The organism is Paenibacillus sp. 2TAB19 (genome assembly GCF_052115185.1).
Taxonomy (GTDB): Bacteria; Bacillota; Bacilli; order Paenibacillales; family Paenibacillaceae; genus Pristimantibacillus.
In genome coordinates, this window is the sequence record NZ_JBFRGE010000040.1 from 1 (window position 1) to 20548 (window position 20548).

General features: G+C 51.3%; 16 protein-coding genes. 11 read left to right on the top strand and 5 right to left on the bottom strand.

Annotated features, from left to right (window positions below; genetic code table 11):
• Positions 1–460: 460 nt before the first annotated feature.
• A complete protein-coding gene (locus AB4Z33_RS18140; protein ID WP_442051260.1) occupies positions 461–1624 on the top strand; it encodes a transglutaminase domain-containing protein in 1164 nt (387 codons plus the stop codon).
• Between the two features lie 87 nt (positions 1625–1711).
• On the opposite strand, the gene AB4Z33_RS18145 is transcribed toward AB4Z33_RS18140, so the two are convergent.
• Entirely contained in the window at positions 1712–2866 is a 1155-nt protein-coding gene (locus AB4Z33_RS18145; protein WP_442051261.1) for a conserved virulence factor C family protein, read from the bottom strand.
• A gap of 160 nt (positions 2867–3026) precedes the next feature.
• Here AB4Z33_RS18145 and AB4Z33_RS18150 point away from each other — a divergent pair, with 160 nt between their 5' ends.
• The 5 genes from AB4Z33_RS18150 (at position 3027) to AB4Z33_RS18170 (ending at position 9324) form a co-directional block, all read left to right on the top strand.
• Positions 3027–4217 carry an MBL fold metallo-hydrolase gene (locus AB4Z33_RS18150; protein WP_442051262.1) on the top strand — a complete coding sequence of 397 codons (1191 nt, stop codon included), beginning with the start codon at positions 3027–3029 and terminating at the stop codon, positions 4215–4217.
• Between the two features lie 114 nt (positions 4218–4331).
• Positions 4332–5399 (top strand): Gfo/Idh/MocA family protein, encoded by a 1068-nt coding sequence (locus tag AB4Z33_RS18155; protein WP_442051263.1) that lies wholly within the window; start codon positions 4332–4334, stop codon positions 5397–5399.
• 124 nt (positions 5400–5523) lie between these two features.
• Complete coding sequence (locus AB4Z33_RS18160; RefSeq protein WP_442051264.1) at positions 5524–6981, top strand: FAD-binding oxidoreductase; 1458 nt, start codon at positions 5524–5526, stop codon at positions 6979–6981.
• A gap of 2 nt (positions 6982–6983) precedes the next feature.
• Entirely contained in the window at positions 6984–7577 is a 594-nt protein-coding gene (locus AB4Z33_RS18165) for an MFS transporter (protein WP_442051305.1), read from the top strand.
• A 124-nt stretch (positions 7578–7701) separates the two neighbouring features.
• Entirely contained in the window at positions 7702–9324 is a 1623-nt protein-coding gene (locus AB4Z33_RS18170) for an ABC-F family ATP-binding cassette domain-containing protein (RefSeq protein ID WP_442051265.1), read from the top strand.
• A 56-nt stretch (positions 9325–9380) separates the two neighbouring features.
• Here AB4Z33_RS18170 and AB4Z33_RS18175 read toward each other — a convergent pair whose 3' ends face one another.
• From AB4Z33_RS18175 to AB4Z33_RS18185, 3 genes are read right to left on the bottom strand one after another with little or no spacing between them, the layout of a single operon-like run.
• Positions 9381–10181: an ABC transporter ATP-binding protein gene (locus AB4Z33_RS18175; RefSeq protein ID WP_442051266.1), complete on the bottom strand. Its 801-nt coding sequence runs from the start codon at positions 10179–10181 to the stop codon at positions 9381–9383.
• A 34-nt stretch (positions 10182–10215) separates the two neighbouring features.
• Positions 10216–11262: a FecCD family ABC transporter permease gene (locus AB4Z33_RS18180; RefSeq protein ID WP_442051267.1), complete on the bottom strand. Its 1047-nt coding sequence runs from the start codon at positions 11260–11262 to the stop codon at positions 10216–10218.
• A gap of 1 nt (position 11263) precedes the next feature.
• Entirely contained in the window at positions 11264–12274 is a 1011-nt protein-coding gene (locus AB4Z33_RS18185) for a FecCD family ABC transporter permease (RefSeq protein WP_442051268.1), read from the bottom strand.
• A gap of 189 nt (positions 12275–12463) precedes the next feature.
• Here AB4Z33_RS18185 and AB4Z33_RS18190 point away from each other — a divergent pair, with 189 nt between their 5' ends.
• Complete coding sequence (locus AB4Z33_RS18190; protein ID WP_442051269.1) at positions 12464–13462, top strand: ABC transporter substrate-binding protein; 999 nt, start codon at positions 12464–12466, stop codon at positions 13460–13462.
• A gap of 159 nt (positions 13463–13621) precedes the next feature.
• On the opposite strand, the gene AB4Z33_RS18195 is transcribed toward AB4Z33_RS18190, so the two are convergent.
• The gene (locus AB4Z33_RS18195) at positions 13622–14464 is read right to left on the bottom strand and encodes a helix-turn-helix transcriptional regulator (RefSeq protein ID WP_442051270.1); all 843 of its coding nucleotides are present in this window, start codon (positions 14462–14464) and stop codon (positions 13622–13624) included.
• Positions 14465–14588: 124 nt separating this feature from the next.
• Here AB4Z33_RS18195 and fabF point away from each other — a divergent pair, with 124 nt between their 5' ends.
• From fabF to AB4Z33_RS18215, 4 genes are all read left to right on the top strand, one after another.
• A complete protein-coding gene (fabF, locus tag AB4Z33_RS18200; RefSeq protein ID WP_442051271.1) occupies positions 14589–15827 on the top strand; it encodes a beta-ketoacyl-ACP synthase II in 1239 nt (412 codons plus the stop codon).
• Between the two features lie 191 nt (positions 15828–16018).
• The gene (locus AB4Z33_RS18205) at positions 16019–16921 is read left to right on the top strand and encodes a cation diffusion facilitator family transporter (protein ID WP_442051306.1); all 903 of its coding nucleotides are present in this window, start codon (positions 16019–16021) and stop codon (positions 16919–16921) included.
• A 196-nt stretch (positions 16922–17117) separates the two neighbouring features.
• On the top strand, positions 17118–18728 hold the full coding sequence (locus AB4Z33_RS18210) for a response regulator (RefSeq protein WP_442051272.1): 1611 nt from the start codon (positions 17118–17120) through the stop codon (positions 18726–18728).
• A gap of 36 nt (positions 18729–18764) precedes the next feature.
• Positions 18765–20534, top strand: coding sequence for a cache domain-containing sensor histidine kinase (locus AB4Z33_RS18215; RefSeq protein WP_442051273.1), 1770 nt, complete (start codon positions 18765–18767; stop codon positions 20532–20534).
• The last annotated feature ends 14 nt before the right edge of the window (positions 20535–20548 follow it).

The following is a 20548-nucleotide window of genomic DNA, read 5'->3' on the forward strand; positions in this document are numbered from 1 at the left end:
CTTACTTACCCTTAGAATGAATTTCATTATTTCAACTGACTATATAAGTTGAAATAATGAAATTCATTCTAAGGGTAAGAAAATAGGCGTTAGAGCAAAGTTAGCGGCGTATAGAGCTAGTTTCTAGCTCTATTTCGCCAAAACACACATAAGTATGTGGAATAGAGCTAATTTCTAGCTCTATTCTGTCTACAACATCTTAACAGGAGTTCCTTTCTGAGCAGTCTTTGCTGGGAAAATCATTTGTTTAACTTATATAGGTGCCAAGAGCTTGAAATCACTTTGTGATTTCAGGTTCTTTTTTTCCGGCTGATCGATCCTCATATGTCTTGTTCTCGGCTGCTTCTTTACATATATTGCGCACAATATGTTTAGGAATCAGTTATAGTGGTGTATCCTTTATAATATAATGGGATAATCTTGAGACATTATATAAAACGAGTAAACAGGGGAGGTATGCATGCGCAAAGCAACTAGCAAACTATTGATGCTCGTCGTAATTATAGCAGCTGCATACAGTCTTGAATTGAAGCTTGATTTATTTCCGCCTTCCTCGGGATCTAGCGAGCCTGCAGCGGCGGCAGAGAGGGATGCGCTGGGCGAGCTTCGTGCTCAGCTTGCTGAACGATTCCAAAGCCGTGCCGAGCACTTCACTGTTACGTTCGAAGGTGACAAGCAGGAGATGTCCGATCGCTTGCCTGATCTGATTCGCGAGGCGCTTAAGCAGGACGATTATATCGCCTATATACTTGATTCCTACGTGTACACGATTCGAAGCTGGGGCGGGCGTTCTACGATCTCGATGGAAGCAAGGTATCGGGAGTCGGTGGAAGAGACGGCGATAGTGGATGCGGCGGTGACAAGAGCGCTCCACGATATTATAGCGCCTGATATGAATGATCACGAGAAGACGAAGGCGATACACGACTGGATCGTCACGCATGTAGAATACGACCAGTCGCTGAAACACTATACAGCCTATAACGCAATTGCACTCGGCAATGCTGTCTGTCAGGGCTATTCGCTGCTCGGCTACAAAATGCTGAAGCAAGCGGGAATCCCGGTGCTTATTGCCGACGGCTCGGTCGATACGGGCGAACATGCTTGGAATATGGTTCAGCTTGACGGTATTTGGTATCATCTGGATCTGACATGGGATGACCCTGTTATGAGCGGAGATGCAGGCAATGATTCTACTTCAGACAACGTAATCCGATATAACTATTACTTGAAGACCGATGAGGAGCTTCGAGAGGATCATCGTTGGACGAAGTCGTACCCCGCTGCAAGCAGCAGCTACCTGGGCGCCCTGCAGCTAGCTGAACAATCCGGCAGCCAGTCCGAAGCGGCCAAAGCGAACAAGCTGAAGATTGAGCTTGGATTGCATTGGCTCGACGCGGAAAATACAGTGTCAAGCGCAGATCAGCTGCGCACCGTCATTCATTCGGCTGTCAGCTCGCGCAGCGGAAGCTTGGAGTTCAGGTATGTAGAAGGAGAGACGTTTCCAGAAGCGCTGAAGGCAGCGTTCGAAGGCTTGAATACAGCGGTTGGCTATAAGGCCAGCTATGAATCGTATCGAAATGACGGCTCGAAGCTCGTTCGCTTAAAGCTGGAGTATGAATAAACGAAAAGAAGGCTGTCCGGCCGAAGCGACGAGCTATAAATGCTCGCTTCGGAGGGACAGCCTTCTTCGTCGTTAGCGGATGGATGCTTATTGCTCGCGATTTCGGGCTGCGGTCATCTGCTGCCAGACAGAGCCGGCAGCTTCTTCGCCGCGCTCGATGCGCTCAAGCGCCATCTGCGCTTGCAGCTTGATCTCGAACTCGGCATCGTTAGCCGCTTCGCGCAAAGCTTCGATTGCCGTCTCGTCTCCGAGCTCGTACAGGTAGCGCGCCGCGCGCCAGCGAACAAGCTTGTTCTTGTCGCGCAGCGCTTCGATCATTGGAGCGATAGCGGCCGGATCGCCGAGATCGGATAAGGTGTCGCCGGCCGTTCTACGGACGGACGAAGAAGCATCCCGCAAGGCGGCGAACAGCAGCGGCATCGCTTCTGGCGAGCGCAGATCGCCTAAGTATACGACGGCTAGGCGACGGATCGATGCATTGTCGTCTTGAAGCGCCGCCGACAGCACTTCGATCGTCTCGACCGAAGCGGTGAACCGCTCGAAAGCGGCATAACGCAGCTTCCAGTCGCTTTCCTTGAATTGCGTCAGCACCTGTTCCGCTGTTAACGGAGCGGGTCTGACCGGCGCTGCCGCGGCATCGCCTGCCGCAGCGTCGTTACCCTGCTCCTTCGCGTGGGCGATGAGCGTATCTAGTCTCTCCTGCGTATAAGACGCCTCAAGCTCGCGGACGATCTCGGCGGCAATCTCTTCGGGTTCGCCATAACGCACGCCGAACTCCTCCAGCTTGCGCTCGCGGATCATTGCCGAGCCAGCCGCTTGCTGAACGGCTTCGCCGAATGCGGGCGGGAGCGCCGAGCGCACCTCTCCGCCAGCCATTCGAACGCGCACTTGCATCGGAATGCCGCGGTACATTTGAACGAACACCTGCGCTTCGCCGAAGCTGGCGGAGGACTCAGGTCCGCCGCCTGCACGGTTGTCGCCGTCCTCGGCTTGCAGCAGCTGGCCGGCTTCGGCTAGAATACGCGCCCAATCTGCGCCTGGCAGACGATCCAGCGCAATGAAGTCGGCCGTGCGGAACACGCTTTTGACGCCCTCGATGCGGAGCAATTGCCGGAGCTGCTCTGGTGCGTCTTCGGCTTCCTTCGACTTATAGGTCAACCGCTGACCGCGCGGTAGCGACTCGTCCACGTTCAGCTTCATGGAATTGGGACTTGGCGTTGGTTCTATAGAAATGAGTTTCATTCATTAGCCTCCTCGAAAAAAATATTCACCCATTGGAGCTCTTTATCGTATTTTTAAGTGTACCTGATTTCGAACGCGGATGCGAGAATGCCATTTGCATTTCATGTTGCGGGCTTGGTATCTTTAAGGAGACGAATACACAGCGAGGAGGGATGAGCGGTTGCGGTTAAAACGATTTGCCAACTTAGATCATGTAGAGCAGCATAATTCATTGAAGCAGTTCAAGAGGTGGCGGCAAGAGCGCATTCGCAAGCTGAAAATGAAAGATTATTCGTTTGCCGTTCCGAACGCCCAGCCTGACATCGCTTTCCTTCAGGCGAATAGAAAGCAACCTACTATTACATGGATTGGACATTCGACCTTCCTGATTCAAATCGGAGGGCTCAATATTATTACGGACCCGGTCTGGGCTGGGCAGATGGCTTTTCAAAAAAGATTGACGGCACCCGGCATTCAAATTGAGGACGTGCCGCCTATCGACATCGTTCTCATCTCGCATTCCCATTACGACCACTTGAACATTAATTCGTTACGCAGGTTAGGCGGACCGAAGCAGCTTATCGTGCCTGCCGGCCTTAGCCAGAAGCTGAAGCTTAAGGGCTTCATGCGCGTCACAGAGCTGCACTGGTGGGAGTCGCTCCATATTCATGGCATCAAATTCACGTTCGTGCCGTCGCAGCATTGGACGCGCCGCAATCCGTGGGACACGAACAGCTCGCATTGGGGAGGCTGGGTCATCGAGCCGGTTGGCTCGCGAAGCGGTCGGTTTGTCGGTTATGACGGCGGCAAGACGAGGCAGCTGTTACAGCCTTCGCACGGAAGGGCAGCTGATGAGGGGGCGGCAGCTTCAGAGGGCTCTAGAAGCGGTGATGTCCCTGCATCGAGAAGAAATGAAGCGAAAGCTCATATATCCAAAGCTGCTGCTGTTCATGATCATAGCCGGCAATCAGGCTTCCGGGCAGAGGACGCGTTCGCATCGGATGTTTCGGATCGTCCTGTCGTCTCGGACTCACCGACGATTTATTTCGCCGGCGACAGCGGCTACTTTCAAGGCTTCAAGGAAATCGGCAGTCGTTTCCCGATTGATGTCGCCTTAATGCCGATAGGGGCATATGAGCCGGAATGGTTCATGGGCCCGCAGCATGTGACGCCGGAGCAGGCGCTGCAGGCGTTCGAGGATACAGGAGCGAAGTGGTTCGTTCCGATGCATTACGGCGCATTCAAGCTTGCTGACGATACGCCGAGCGAGGCGTTATGCCGCCTAGAGTCGGCTCGTCAATCGAAAGGCATCGACTCGTCGCGCCTGGTCGTACTTCCGCATGGCGAATCATGGCGACTGGCCGGCAAGTAAATAACATCCATAACAAACGAGAATAATATAGCGCCAAATACGAGCAGTGACGATATAAGCTGCAACGTATATACTTGAAGGTAACAAAACGATACTGAAGGAGATTAGCAACTAATGAGTCAGTCTGTTATTCGTATTGGCATTATTGGCGCAGGAGCAATCGGCGCTGTTCATGCGCAAACATTCGCCAAGGTCGAGGGGGCCGAAGTAGCGGCTATTACCGACGTTTATTTGCCGCTCGCCGAGCAGCGCGCTCAGGAGCATAATATAACGACCGTGCATGAATCGCCGCAAAGCCTGCTGGAAGACAGCTCGATCGACGCCGTCATTATCGGCGTGCCGAACAAGTTCCACGCTGACTTGGCGATCGAAGCATTCAAGCAAGGCAAGCATGTGCTGCTTGAGAAGCCGATGGCGATCAATTCCGAGATCGCGCGCACGATCGTAGAAGCTGCCGAGCAATCCGGCAAGGTGCTGATGATGTCGCACCAAATGCGCTGGACAGGCCTTAGCCGTGCAGTAAAAGCGCGCATCGACAGCGGCGATGTAGGCCGCATCTATAACGCGAAGACAGGTTGGCTTCGCAAGAAGGGCATTCCAGGCTGGGGTTCCTGGTTCACGCGCAAGGATCAATCCGGCGGCGGACCGCTGATCGATATCGGCGTTCATATGATCGACCTGTCGCTGTATTTGATGGGCAATCCGAAGCCGGTATCCGTATTCGGGACGACTTATTCGGAGTTCGGTCCGAAGCGCGAAGGCATCGGCAACTGGGGCACTCCGAATTGGGAAGGCTACTATGATGTCGAGGATCTGGCATCCGCGCTCATTAAGCTCGACAACGGAGCGACGCTGTCGCTTGATGTGAGCTGGGCGGCTCATGCAGCCGGCTTGTCCGAGGATCCGTTCATTCACCTCATGGGTACGGAAGGCGGCGTGTCGGTTGTCGGCAATAGCGGCACTTACGTGACCCACAAGGAAGGCGAAGTTGTGCTTAGCGACATTGCCCCTCTTGAAGGTGAAGAAGACCGCATCCTTATGGGCGGCCACTTCGTTTCATGTATTCGCGAAGGCAAGCAGCCGATTACATCCGGCTTGTCCGGCTACACGACTAACCGCATTCTTGACGCCATCTATGAATCATCGCGTACGGGCAATGAAGTGAAGCTGAACTGGGATTAACACCCGTCAGTGCCATTGTTGCAGCCGTAATCAGCTAACCGCATATCAATAGCACGAAGCCGCCTCTAGGTAATGACCTCCRTTATTATTTTGAGGCGGCTTTCTTTGTTGCATAGGAGCGTATATGAAGAAAACAATCGTACTTCTATTGCTCGTTGGATTGTGCGTATTCCAATACATAAGAACAAGCATCCCTGATCAAGACCCCTATACAATGACCGATTACAGCAGATTGCATCCCGTTAAGGTAGAGCGAGTAGTGGAGGGCAAGGAAGAGGAACAGCTTATCTCGCTTGTTAAGGACGCGAAGGGCAAAGGTCTGACCCTGTCCATTGCCGGCCAGCGCCACAGCCAAGGGGGCCATACCTATTACAAGGATGGCATTGTCGTCGATATGACGAGCTATAACAAGATTATTACGGTGGATCAAGCTGCCAAGCAGATCACCGTGCAAGCCGGTGCGACGTGGGAGGACGTGCAGAAGGCGATCAATCGATACGGTTTATCCGTTCGAACGATGCAGTCGCTCAATCCGTTCACGATTGGCGGCTCGATCAGCATTAACGCGCACGGCAGAGACATCCGTAACGGCTCGCTTATAAGCAGCGTTGATTCCTTCCGACTCCTGACCGCCGACGCTGTAATTAAGAATGTGAGCCGTACGGAAAATGCAGAGCTGTTCCCGTTAGCGCTTGGTGGCTACGGCCTGTTCGGCATCATACTGGACGTAACGCTTAATCTGACGGAGGACGAGGTGTACCGCGAGTCAACCGTGCTGATGGACTTAAGCGAATACGTCGGCTATTTCCGTGACGAGGTGCTTGCGAATCCGGATATTAAGCTGCATATTGGGCGCATATCAGTTGCGAAGGATAGCTACTTTACCGAGGCGCTAGCCAAGAACTATACAGTCGAACGATCACTATCGCTTAGCAAATATAACAAGCTGGAAAGCAATGAGAAGTGGGTCGCTCCAGGCAAGCTGCTGTTTAACTTGAACCGATCGACCGAATGGGGCAAGAAGCTGCAATGGAACTTGCAAACGTACTTCTTCGTAGAGCAGTCGGATAAAATCATGAGCCGCAATAACGCCATGCGCGCCGCTTACGAATTCATGGACTACAGTCAACCTGGTGCTAACGATCAGCTGCAGGAATATTTTGTTCCGCTCGATCAATTCGATAGCTTCGCCCAGCGGCTAAGCGAGATTGTGAAGGAAGACAAGCTGAACTTGCTCAATGTAACGATTCGATACGTTAGCAAGGATGAGGAAGCCTCTCTCTCCTATGCGAAGGACGACATGCTCGCTCTTGTCTGCCTATTCAACGCTCCGTTATCGGAGAAGGGGCAGCTGAAGATGAAAGAGAGCGTTCAGCGGATTATCGATGAAGTGATTGCGCATGATGGGTCTTATTATTTGCCTTATATAGCTTACCCGACGGTCGAGCAGTTCCATAGCGTCTATCCGAACTACAAAACCTTTTTCGAGCAGAAACGGAAGTATGACGAGGACGGGCTGTTTATGAACTATTTTTATGAGAATTATGGGTCTGAACCGTTGAGAGAGGAGGCCGCAACTTGAACATGAACGTCAAATGGCTCATTAGGTCGCAAAGCGTCGTTACGTTAGCGGCGGGCATGATCTATCCTTATTATTTGTTGTTTCTCAAAAACTTAGGCAACAGCTATTCGAAATATGGCTTAGCGTTCGCCGTATTCACGATCAGCTCGGCTGCCGTATCTACTTGGCTGGGGCCGAGGCTAGACAAGCATGGCACACGCATTCTTGTTGCCAGTTCGCTTGGTATGATGGTTTCCATGCTGGCATTCCCATGGACAAGCTCTTATGTGATCGTACTGCTGCTGCAGCTTATTATGGGCACCTGCAATGCAATGCAGCGGATGAGCGAGCGGCTGTTGCTCGCCGAGGGCACAGAATCCGGTTCAAGAGGAATTACGATTGGCTCTTATCACTTCTGGACGTCGGTTGCCTCCGGCTTTGCCGTAATTCTAGGTGGCCTGCTAATCGATTGGCTGACAATCAACGCTTTGTTCTATATGAGCGCGCTGCTGTATGGGGTCAGCGCTTGGGTCGTATGGCGGGCAAGCGGTACGAGCCGCAATCGCAAGTCGGCGAAGCCAAAGAGGAGCGAGAGCGGGCTGTCCATGCCGGAGTAGGCAAAAGGCAGCCGCTTTGACCGACTTTTTGCACCAATGCCCAATTGGGCGTTCGTTTCGCGCCATACTGTGCTATAATAGTTCGAGATAAAGTGATCATGTAGTGAAGGACGGGATTAAAGAAATGATTAGCACAAGTGGCATTACGCTTCGTTACGGGAAGCGTCCGCTTTTTGAAGATGTAAGCATCAAATTCACGCCAGGCAACTGTTACGGCTTGATCGGCGCTAACGGCGCAGGTAAATCGACGTTTCTCAAAATATTGTCCGGCGAAGTTGAGCAGTCAAGCGGAGAAGTTCATATAACACCAGGCGAGAGACTCGCCGTATTGAAGCAGAACCATTACGAATACGATGGATTCGCTGTGCTTGAGACCGTTATTATGGGTTACAAAAAGCTGTATGAGGTTATGAAAGAGAAGGATACGCTGTATGCGAAAGCCGACTTTACGGATGAAGACGGCATGCGTGCAGGCGAGCTGGAAGCCGAATTCGCCGACATGAATGGCTGGGAAGCGGAATCCGAAGCGGCAGAGATGCTGAACGGCCTTGGCATTACGCCGGATATGCACAGCAAGATGATGAGCGAGCTTGACGGTAACGAGAAGGTCCGCGTATTGCTGGCGCAAGCATTGTTCGGCGCGCCGAACATCCTGCTCCTCGATGAGCCTACCAACCATTTGGACATCGAATCGATTCGTTGGCTTGAGGACTTTTTGGGCGACTACAAAGGTACAGTTATCGTAGTCAGCCATGACAGGCATTTCCTGAATACGGTATGTACGCATATCGCGGACATCGACTTTGGCAAGATCCAGATGTACGTGGGCAACTACGACTTCTGGTATGAGTCCAGCCAATTGGCGCTTCAATTGATGCGCGGCGAGAACAAGAAGAAGGAAGACAAGATCAAGGAGCTGCAAGCGTTCATTCAACGTTTCAGCGCGAACAAGTCGAAGGCRAAGCAAGCGACGTCGCGTCAGAAGCTGCTTGAGAAAATTACGCTCGACGACATTCGTCCATCGAACCGTAAATATCCGTTCATTTTGTTCAAAGGCGAACGTGAAGCGGGCAAGCAACTATTGCTCGTTGACGGCTTGACGAAGACGATTGACGGCGAGAAGCTGATCGACAATCTGACGATTGCGATCAACAAAGGCGACAAGGTCGCTTTCGTCGGTCCGAACGGCTTGCCGAAGACGGTCTTCTTCCAATTGCTAACTGGCGAGCTTGAGCCCGATGCGGGCAGCTACTCGTGGGGCGTTACGACGACTCGCGCTTACTTCCCTAAGGACAACTCGGCTTACTTCGACGGCGTAGACATGAACCTTGTGGAATGGCTTCGCCAATATTCCAAGGATCCGGATGAGACGTTCCTCCGCGGCTTCCTTGGCCGTATGCTCTTCTCCGGCGATGACGCGATGAAGAAAGCAAGCGTATTGTCCGGCGGCGAGAAAGTGCGCTGCATGCTGTCGAAGATGATGCTGGAAGGCGCGAACGTGTTCATCATGGATGAGCCGACGAACCACTTGGACCTGGAGTCCATTACAGCGCTGAACAACGGTCTAACAGACACGGATTGCACGGTTCTGTTTACCTCGCATGACCATCAGTTCGTACAGACGATTGCGAACCGTATTATCGAGTTTACGCCTAATGGCGTGATCGATCGTATGACGACTTACGACGAATACCTTGAGAATCCAGAGATCAAAGCGATCCGCGAGCGCATGTACGCGGTACAATAAATAACAAGAAGCGCCGCTCAGAGAGGTTCACCTCTTCGAGCGGCGCTATTTTTTTGCTATTTCAACGCAAGCTGACGTCCTTTGCCATATGGGATACACATCGGCGTGCCGAATATCGGATCGGCAGCTACCTGGCATTTCAGCTCGAAGACGTCTTGAATAAGCTGCTCGTTCATAATCGCCTCTGGCTCTCCTTGTGCATGGATGCCGCCGTCTTTGACAGCAACGATATGATGCGCGTAGCGACAGGCGAGATTAATGTCGTGCAGCACCATGACGATCGTCCGTTGTTCCCGTTCATTTAGGTCAAACAATAGATCCAATATTTCGATTTGATGCGTCATGTCGAGGTAAGTCGTCGGCTCGTCCAGCAATATCGTTTGCGTGTTCTGCGCGAGTGTCATCGCAATCCATGCTCGCTGCCGCTGGCCGCCAGAGAGCGAGTCGACGGAGCGTGATGAGAACTCTTCCATATGCGTCTCGGCAAGCGCTCGCTTGACTAGCTTCTCATCCTCGTGGGACCATTGCTGCAGCCAGCTCTGATAAGGATAACGGCCTTGCTTCACAAGCTGATGGACCGTAAGCCCCTCAGGGGCAATCGGTCCTTGAGGCAGGATGGCTAGGCGCCTTGCAACCTCCTTGCCGGGTAGCTTGGCGATTTCGCTGCCGTCAAGCAATATAGCACCTCCTTGCGGTTTGAGCAGCCTTGCGAGCGAGCGGAGGAGCGTTGATTTGCCGCAGCCATTGCTGCCGATGAATACCGTGATTTTGCCTTTAGGAATAACAAGATCGAGCTCACTGAATATTGGTTTTTGACCGTAAGCTAACGTTAGGTTTTTGGCTTGTATGGCGGTCATGAGACTCACTTCCCTTTCTTGATATGAACGTCGATTAAGCTCTGTTGCGATGTCGGTACAATAAGTAAATGAAGAACGGTGCGCCCACGGCAGCCGTAAATACGCCAGCCGGAATATCGAGCGGAATGAAGGCCGTTCGCGCGACAAGGTCCGATAGCAACAAGACAAGCGAGCCGATGAGACCAGAGACAGGAATGACTCCGCCATACGCAGGACCTACGAGTTTGCGTGCAATATGGGGCGCCATAAGTCCGATGAAGTTAATAGCGCCCCCGATAGCTACTGCAGCTGCGGCTAGCGCAACACTAATAATTAACAATATAGTCCGTTTGGCATTAACCCGGCTGCCAACGCTTGTTGCGACTTCATCGCCAAGCTCCTGCACGTTGAGATGCCTTGCGTACAGCAGTGCTATAGGGAGCAGAACGACGAGCCACGGAAGAAGAGTCATGACATCTCTCTCCCAAGATGCACCGTATATGCTGCCAGTCATGAAAGTGAACGCCTTAACGGCAACTGCGGTCGGCGTGAATGATGCGGTTAGGATAAGCATGTACGTAAGCGCCGAAAGCGCGGTAGCCATACCGATGCCGATCAGAACGAGCCTCATAGGCGTAATGCCTTTGCGATAGGCAAATAGATAAATGAGAAAAGCGGTCGCGAACGCGCCTGCCATCGCGCTTAGCGGCATAAACCGAATGCTCACATGGGAGAAGTATAAGATAAAGACGACAGTGCCTAACGATGCGCCTCCGGAAATACCGATAACATCCGGCGAGGTTAGCGGATTGCGCACAATGCCCTGAAGCAGAGCTCCGGCTACCGCAAGCGCAGATCCGACAAATACGGCTATAATAACCCGCGGCAATCGCAGCGTTAAAATGATCATTGAATTCGGATCATCGCCGATTCCAAGTATCGTCCGAACGACTTCCAGCGGACTGATAAAGAGGCTTCCAAGCCCGGTACAGATGACGATAGCCGCTAGATTGGCGATGATGAGCATGCCGATGACGAAGGCCGTTCGGCGATTGATTTGGTAAGACATGACACGGTTGCGTATCGTTAACCACGGGTTCATATTAAGAGCGCCCCCCTCTTCTAGCGATGTACACAAAGAAAGGGATACCGAGTATGGCGGTCATAACGCCGACGGGAACTTCCTTCGGAAAAGCGATATAACGAGAGCCGATGTCTGCTGCCAGCAGCAGAATGCCGACATAAACCGCGCTATATGGGATCATCCATTTATAGTCGATGCCGACCATGTAACGAACCAAATGCGGGATGATAATTCCGATAAAGGCAATCGGTCCAGCCATTGAGACGGAACCGCCTGCCAGCAACACGACAAGAATGCCCGCAATCAATTTGATGTAAATGGTTTTCTGACCAAGTCCTACGGCCACATCGTCGCCAAGCGCGAGCACATTCATATGTCTGGCTAAAATAAAAGCACCGATTAACGCAAGCACCATGAATGGCGCTGCTGCTTGATAGATAGAGATGCTTCGGTCCGCAATCGAGCCGACGAACCAATAAAGCACTTGATCGAACGTTTGACCGCCGGTAAGCAGTACGCCCATGGACAAAGAAGAGAAGAAAGCGGTGATAGCCGAGCCCGCGAGCGTAATCTTAAGCGGAGTCAGTCCGTCGTTGCCGATCGAGCCTAGAATGTATACGAGGGCGGCAGTAACCGCTGCACCGATGAACGCAAGCGAAGCAAATGTTGAGAAGCCGCTTACGCCAAAGAAAGCGGAGCCGGTTACGATGAAGAAGGCTGCTCCGGCATTAATGCCGAAGATGCTCGGCGAAGCAAGCGGGTTGCGCGTAATGCCTTGCATTAAAGCGCCGGCTACGGCTAAGCTTGCGCCGACCGTCGCTGCGATTAGCGCTCTCGGCATTCTAGCCGTCTGAATGATGAGATGCTGTTGTGACGCTGCATCATACGATATGTACGAATCAATAATCGTTTGCGGTTTAATATTGACCACTCCGAAAGCGATACTGCAGATGAAGCAAGCCGCGAAGATGAGAAGGCCCAACAGTAGGCCGGCAAACTTGCCTGTTCGTGTTGTTAATAGCGTGTCCATAATTTCCTCTTTCCTTGATGTTTACAATGCGAATTAGGATACTAGGTCATTTTAGGGGATCGGTATAGCTCTGTCAATGAATCTGAAAATCATTATCAATTAATTGTTGACATCTTTGGACGCCCTTGGTATAGTTCGTGAAGTGCAACTTGAGAATGATTTTCAAAAACGAAAGGGAGTTGGAATTTTATGTTACGGTTATTGAAGGGAAAATTTACATGGACTGCCGTTACGGCATTGCTAGCATTGGCAGTTATCGTATCAGGCTGCGGTCAGTCCGCTAACAATAATGCAAACGGAGCAGGTTCGGAGCAATCCGGTGAGAGCCAGTCGACTGATGTACGGAAAGTTACTCACGCAATGGGCGAAACGGAAATCAAAGGAAATCCAGTTCGTATAGTCGTGCTTACGAATGAGGGTACGGAAGCTCTTCTTTCGCTTGGCATTAAGCCGGTTGGGGCAGTAAAATCATGGACGGGCGAGCCGTGGTATGATCATATCAAAGCGGATATGGAAGGCGTAACGGTTGTCGGCGAAGAGAGCCAGCCTAACCTGGAATTGATTGCAGGTCTGAAGCCGGATCTTATTATCGGCAACAAATTGCGTCAAGAGGAAGTATATGACCAACTGAAGGCAATTGCACCGACCGTATTTTCCGAGACGCTTCGCGGCGCTTGGCAGGAGAACTTCAAGCTTTATGCAGAGGCGGTTGGCAAGGCGGAGGAAGGCAACAAAATTATCGCTGAATACGACGCTCGTACGGCGGATTTCAAAGGAAAAGCCGGCGACAAGCTCAATCAAAAAGTATCCGTTGTTCGATTCATGGCAGGTAAAACCCGTATTTATTTGGGAGATACGTTTACAGGACTTGCGTTCAGCAAGCTCGGCATAAACCGTCCCGACAGCCAAATGGGCTATAAAGATACGTTCGTAGAGGAAATTACGAAGGAACGCATTCCGGAAGTAGATGCGGATATGCTATTCTACTTCACGTATGAGACGGGCGACGGCAAAGGAACGCAAATGGAAGAAGAGATGCTGAAGGATCCGCTCTGGCAGAGCCTTAACGTTGTGAAAAACAATAAAGCGATGCAAGTGAACGATGCGATCTGGAATACGGCTGGCGGCGTAATTGCAGCTAACCTGATGCTGGATGAGCTATACGATATTTACGAAATCGCGAAATAAATTGCATAAGTACGTAGAAACAGCCGGGCTATCAAAGCTTCGGCTGTTTTTTTGACGTATAGGAAAGTATATGATTTTGCTCATACTTTCTCTATACGTTTCGACGAAACGATTGCTTACGCCGCCGGAGGACGGCGATAGCCGGTTACGCTTGATTGTTTAGTCCATAAGCTGCTTCAGCTTGCTCTCCGTCGTGGATTCGGGAGCGGGGGTGTAGACGCTGCAGCGCAGGTCGGCGCTGCCGTGCACTTGGAGCGAGGTGAGATGGAACAGCATCTTGCCGGCTTTGGCATGGCGAAATTGAAGAAGCACTTCCGGTGCGGAGCTAACTCGGCTTTGCTCCCATAGCGCATTGAAATTCGGATGAATCGCACTCATCTCTTCAAGGAATTGCTCATACCACTCATCCTCAAAATATTGCCCGTAGTACGCACGGAAGATAGCGAGGTAGCCGCTAACGAATTGTTCCCAATTGACCGCCAGCCGCTGAAACTCCTTGCGGGTGAACAATAGTCTGATCATATTGCGTTGATCGGGCGGGATCTGATCGAAGTCCAAGAAGACATGGGAGGCCGCTTCGTTCCAGCCGACGATCTGGCAATGTCTGTCCGATATAATCGTAGGACAATAACGAAGCTCACGCAGCATGTATTGTAAGGGAGCACTAAGCTCCGGCTGAGGCAGCTCGTCCTGCTTGAAAGAGGTCGTGCCTGGTCCAGCATCAAGCGCCAGCGCGTACAAATATTTGCGCTCATCGACCGTTAGCTGCAGAGCAGCCGCAATGGCGTCTAAGACCGAGCTTGATACTTTGATATCACGCCCTTGCTCCAGCCATGTATACCAGGTAGAGCTGACGCCTGCCAGTTGAGCGACCTCTTCCCTGCGAAGACCAGGCGTCCTGCGTCGAGTACCGGCGGGCAGGCCAACAGCTTCGGGCTGCAGCTTAGCCCGCTGTGTTTTGAGAAATTGGGACAGTACTTGCAGTCTTGTGGAATGATTCACGGCTGGCGTCATCCTTCATTATCGTTATCGTGGTACTGATTATACTATAATAAATGACAACTTGTAATAGGATAACTTCTATGACATGATAACCTCCATAATCGTTATTCGAGGAGGAAATAGGATGGAGAGAGTTGTAGTGACGGGGATGGGTATCGTATCGCCGCTTGGCAATGACGTTGACAGCTACTGGAGCAAATTGATCAAAGGCGCTTCCGGTATTACGCATATCGATCAATTCGATACGGCAAGGTTTAAGTCCAAAATAGCAGGAGTAGTGAGAGACTTCGATCCGGATAGCCTATTCGGGCGCAAGGAAGCGCGCCGCATGGACCGGTTTACGCAATATGCCCTTGCTGCGGCAGATCAAGCGCTTCATAACGCCGGAATTCAGCTGGAAGGGATTGATCTCGAACGAATGGGCGTCTATGTCGGATCAGGTATTGGCGGAATCCAGACGCTGATTGAGCAGGACGGCGTACTTCGCGAACGCGGGCCGGAGCGGGTAAGTCCGACGCTTGTGCCAATGATGATTTCGAATATGGCTGCCGCAATGATCAGTATTAAGTATGGCGCGCTCGGCCCGACGATGTCACCGGTAACGGCATGCTCGATAGGCAATACGGCCATCGGCGAAGCGTTTCGGCTCATCAAGGGAGGATATGCAGACGTGATGTTCGCTGGAGGCGCAGAGGCGGCTATATCGGAAATATCGCTAGCGAGCTTCGGCAATGCCACTTCGCTATCGACGAGGAACGAGGAGCCGCAACGAGCAAGCCGACCTTTCGATGCCGGCAGAGACGGCTTTGTCATGGCAGAGGGTGCAGGCATCCTTGTACTTGAGTCTCTCTCGCATGCTCTAAGGAGAAATGCACCTATTGTAGCGGAAGTCATTGGTTATGGCGCAAGCTCCGACGCTTATCATATGGTCGCGACTCATCCTGAAGGCAGAGGCGCTTATCTTGCCATGAAAGCGGCGCTTCAGGATGCAGGTATTAAACCGGAGGAAGTAGATGTTATCAACGCCCATGCAACAAGCACCGAGATTGGCGATAAGTCGGAAACGGTTGCGATTAAGAGGCTGTTCGGAGAATACGCCAATCAAGTGCCGATAACGGCAGGCAAATCGATGACCGGTCATATGCTGGGTGCCGCGGGCGGTGCGGAAGCGATCTCCTTGGCGATGAGCCTTCGAACCGGCATTATTCCGCCGACGATTAATCAGGAGCAGCCCGATCCGGAATGCGACTTGGATTTCGTGCCGAACGTTGCACGTCATGCCAATTTACACATCGGGATGTCCAACTCATTCGGCTTCGGCGGACACAACGCAGTTATTTTGCTGAAGAAATATAGAGATTAATCGTTATGGTTAGATGACATATACGCTTGGATAAGGTCAAAAAACTTGGCGGCATGCATAAATGTATGCACCTGGTAAACACTGTTTCTCTAGACCCAAATCGAATTGCTCGGGTATGATACCAGTATGTTAATATAGGGTGCGATCTGGTGGCGGCGGTAACGGCTGATGAAACAGTGGGAGGGCATGCTTTGACGGGGTATGAGGATATCAAGCAAGGCGAGAAGGGAGCCTGGGTCAGCATCGGCGCTTATCTAGCGTTGTCTGCGCTTAAGCTCGGAGCGGGGTATTGGTTCGCATCGGGCGCTCTCGTTGCGGACGGTTACAACAACTTAACCGACATCGTAGCGTCGGCTGCGGTGTTGATCGGACTTCGGATTTCGCAGAAGCCGCCGGACAAGGATCATCCGTACGGCCACTTTCGGGCGGAGACGATTGCAGCGCTGATCGCTTCCTTCATTATGGCTACCGTAGGCTTACAGGTGCTGATCGATGCGGTGAAATCATTGTTTGGAGCGGAGAAGCATATACCGAACTTGATCACAGCATGGGTGGCGTTATTCGCGGCAGCCTGCATGGGCGGTGTGTACATGTACAATCGCAAGCTCGCGCTGCGTATCAACAATCAGGCGTTGCTAGCAGCAGCTAAAGATAATTTATCCGACGCGCTTGTCAGTATCGGCGCTGCGATAGGCATTATTGGCGCACAGTTCGGTCTGCCATGGCTTGATACTGTAGCGGCAATCGCGGTAGGCATCATCATCTGCAAGACGGCTTGGGAAATTTTCTACAGCTCGACGCATGCGCTTACTGACGGCTTCGATGCGAAGGAGCTGATTACGCTTCGTTCGATGATTGCCGGGACGAAAGGGGTCAAGTCGATCAAAGATATAAAAGCCCGGGTGCACGGAAGCAATGTGCTGATTGATGTGATCGTACAGGTTGATCCCGGATTATCATTGATTGAGAGCCATCGCATTAGCGACGAGATCGAGAAGAGAATGGGCAAGAAGCACAATATTATGAGCGTTCATGTCCATGTTGAGCCGTTCGAGGATACGGTGGGTCGCTCGGGYAGCAATAGAAGAGAATAGGGATGGTTCAGATGCTATATCTGTTMCATCCTTTTTGTTATGGGGCGATGCTGCAAATTKCAGCATCGTAATTTACGGAATGAGTAACAGAGTGTATAGTGAAGTTACCATTAATCGATGCTTAAATTTATTTATGTAAGCGGTTTCTGCGGTTTCGAAATCCGCGTAAATTATAATATCATAACGAGGGATCCCAATGTTAAAGCTAATGATAGTGGATGATGAATTGTTAATGCGTATCGGCATCCGTTCTATGATCGATTGGGAAGCGCAAGGATTCCGAATCGCCGCCGAGGCAGAGAACGGCAAGGAAGCRCTCGAATTAGCCCACACGGTGAGACCTGATCTGATCATTACGGATATCAAAATGCCAGTCATGGACGGCTTGCAGCTGATCCGGGAAACATCAAAAACGGTCGCCGATTGCAAATACGTAATATTGAGCAACTTTGACGAATTCCGGTATGTGAAGGAAGCGTTGCAGCTTGGCGCAATCGATTACTTGATCAAAAGCGAGATAACAGCGGAGGCTCTGGCCGAATTGCTTGCCGGTATYAGGCGGAAGTGGGAGCTCGGAGGAAGCACGAAACCGAATATGCTGCTGACTTCACACATTTCGCAAAGCTTATCCCATCTGAAGGAAAGCTTGTATAAAGACCTGATCAGCGGCTTGCTTGACGAGAGTGAAGCGGCTGCGAAGGCAGAGCAATTGCAGTCGCGCTTGCAATCGGAGGAATTGACGGTCATCAAGCTTCGCATTGATAGATTCGCGAGTATACGTCAAAAGTACGTGGAGAAGGATGAGAAGCTGTTAAGATTCTCCATTCTCAATATATTGGAGGAGATTATTCCGGGCAAATGGCGGAAGGAGCTGGTCGTCGAAAGCTCCTCTGAATATTTGCTGATTGCCAATACACCGGGGGACGGAATAACGAACGCGCGCTCGGACATCGCCAAGCTTTGCGGAGCCATTCAGCGTACGATGAAGGATTTTATGAATATGTCTATCACAATAGGCGTAAGCTCCGTCGTTCCGGGATTTCGGTATATGAAAGCAGCATATCGGGAAGCTGATTACGCGCTCCTGCGCAGTTTTTTTGCGGGGTACGGACATATTTTGTTCTTCGAAGACAAGGTGGATTGTCCGAACGAGGAGATTACAGCGCTTGCGCCAAGCGAAGCGAACGAGTCCAAAGATCTTGCGTTGCGCCGCGTTCTCGATAGCAATAATGAGGCAAAGCTGTCAGAGTTTCTGGTCGTTTTTCGAGGCGAATTAGCGGCCAAACGGGCGAATGAGCGCATGATCCGAGAGGCGTACGTGGGACTGGCCGAAATGGTCGGAGCGCATATGAGCTATTTGGCGAGGCCCCGACTTCAAATTGCGGACAAACTTCCTTATGAAGCGGTCCTTTCCGCAGAGACCTGGGATGACGTTCACCGCATCGTGCTTGATTATGCAACACTTTGCTTGGCTGTGGACAACAGCTCGACAGAGCAAAGAAGCTATGCGGATATGGCGGTCGAGATGATGCACCGTTATTATGCCGAGGATATCTCTCTTCAGAGCGTTGCCGGTCAAATTAACGTTAATCCCTCATACTTAAGCCGAATCTTCAAGCAAGAGAAGGGGGAAAACTTCATTTCTTGCTTGACTCGCATCCGTATTGACCGGGCAAAGTCGTTTCTGGAAAGCCGTAAATTTAAAGTGTACGAAGTGGCTGACAAAGTCGGCTATCATAATTACACGTACTTTAGCAAAATATTCAAGAAGGTCGTCGGAGTCAATCCGGAAGATTATCGCGGATAATCCGGTCCGTCCCGGCCTTGGAATGCGAGACGATGTATGCGAAAACGATTTCCATTCATTAGCATCAAATCGAAAATGCTGATTATATGCTTGACTGTCATTATCGTGCCGATTTTCGTCATGACGGTTATTTCTTACGCTTCATCCCAGCGTCTGCTTGAGCAAAAGTATACGGAGCTGCTGATGGATATTGCCAATCAGACGAACGTCAGCATCGACGATTATCTAAAGGAAGTGGAAAAAATATCTCTGGTCGCCAGTTTCGGCATGAACAGCAGCGTAAAGGCGGCAGCCGAAGACAATTATCCGCTACAGGAATATTTGCGCGACGACAACGAGGAAAACGAGAACACGGCTTACGGCATGCTGATGAACTACATTATGATGAAGGATCGGGAAATTTCTTTTTACATTTATAACTTGAATGGGGGACAAGACTTGTTCGTCGGCACCGATCTCCCCTACGATTACAGCTATAATGCGAAGGAAGAAGAATGGTTCAAGTTTTTTCAGGTGTCGAACAGCAAGATGATGACGCTGGATACGCATGTGGACCACCAGACAAAAAGCAAGAAGCTCGCCATCTCCCATGCCAGAAAAATATTGGATATGGACAGCGGCACATTGCTTGGCATCATGGTTGTGCGAATCGATCTGAGCGTCATCGAGGTCGTGAACAGCAGGCTGCAGCAGGCGCTGCGTTCGCGGTTCACGATCGTGGACGAGGCGGATAACATTATATTCAATGCCAATACCGGTCTTATCGGACAAAAGTTTACGGAAACGATTCAGCCGGATAAGCGCGACCATATTATCGTGGCCAGCCCGTTCGATCGGCAGCGATGGACGACCTATCTCTATATGCCGAAGAGCGAGTTGACGGCGGAAGGCGATCTTTTGCGGCAAAACATTTATCTTCTGGCGGTTCTGATGCTCCTATTTCTCGCGATTATTTCAATCTACTTGTCAAGCGTCATTACGAGGCCGATCAAGAAGCTGATGAGCAACATTTTGTTAGTGGAAAAAGGGCAGTTCGAGCATGTCGAAGACATACATTCACGCGACGAAATCGGATTGTTGGCGACAAGGTTCAACCGGATGTCCCGCGAGCTGAAAGGGCTTGTCTCTCAAATTCAGCAGGAAGAAATGAAGAAGGCCGCCGCCGAAATTCGCGCGCTGCAATCCCAGATCAACCCGCATTTCTTGTACAATACGCTCGGTTCGGTGAAGTGGATCGCCTCTATGCAGCAGGCCGACACCATTGTGGTCATGACCGAAGCGTTAATTGCCATGCTGCGGTATGCCGCCCGCGCCGAGGGAGCGATGGTGTCCGTACGCGAAGAGCTCGATAATTTGCGGAACTATATGACCATCCAGCAGGTTCGATATTATAACCGGATTCGCATGGATGTGTTTGCGGACGATACGCTGCTCGAGCAGCGAATGCCGAAGCTGATTCTTCAGCCGATTGTCGAAAACGCGATTTTTCATGGACTTGCGGAAAAGGAAGAGGATGGCGTCGTAACAATCCGCATTGCGCGCGGTGACAATTGTTTTGCGATCGACGTTCACGATAACGGCGAAGGGATGGACGAGGAAACGTTTCGGCTCATCAAAGCTTCCCTTGCAGGAGAGGCCGACAATGGGGAGAGTATCGGCTTGCATAACGTGCAGCGCCGGATACAGCTTCATTACGGGAATAGATACGGAATCGAGTGCGACAGCGCTCAGAGAGCCGGCACGACGTTCCGCATTTGTTTGCCTGTGGAAGAGTACTCGCTCGAAAAGGAGCATCGCGGCGCATAAACGAGGGGGACGGT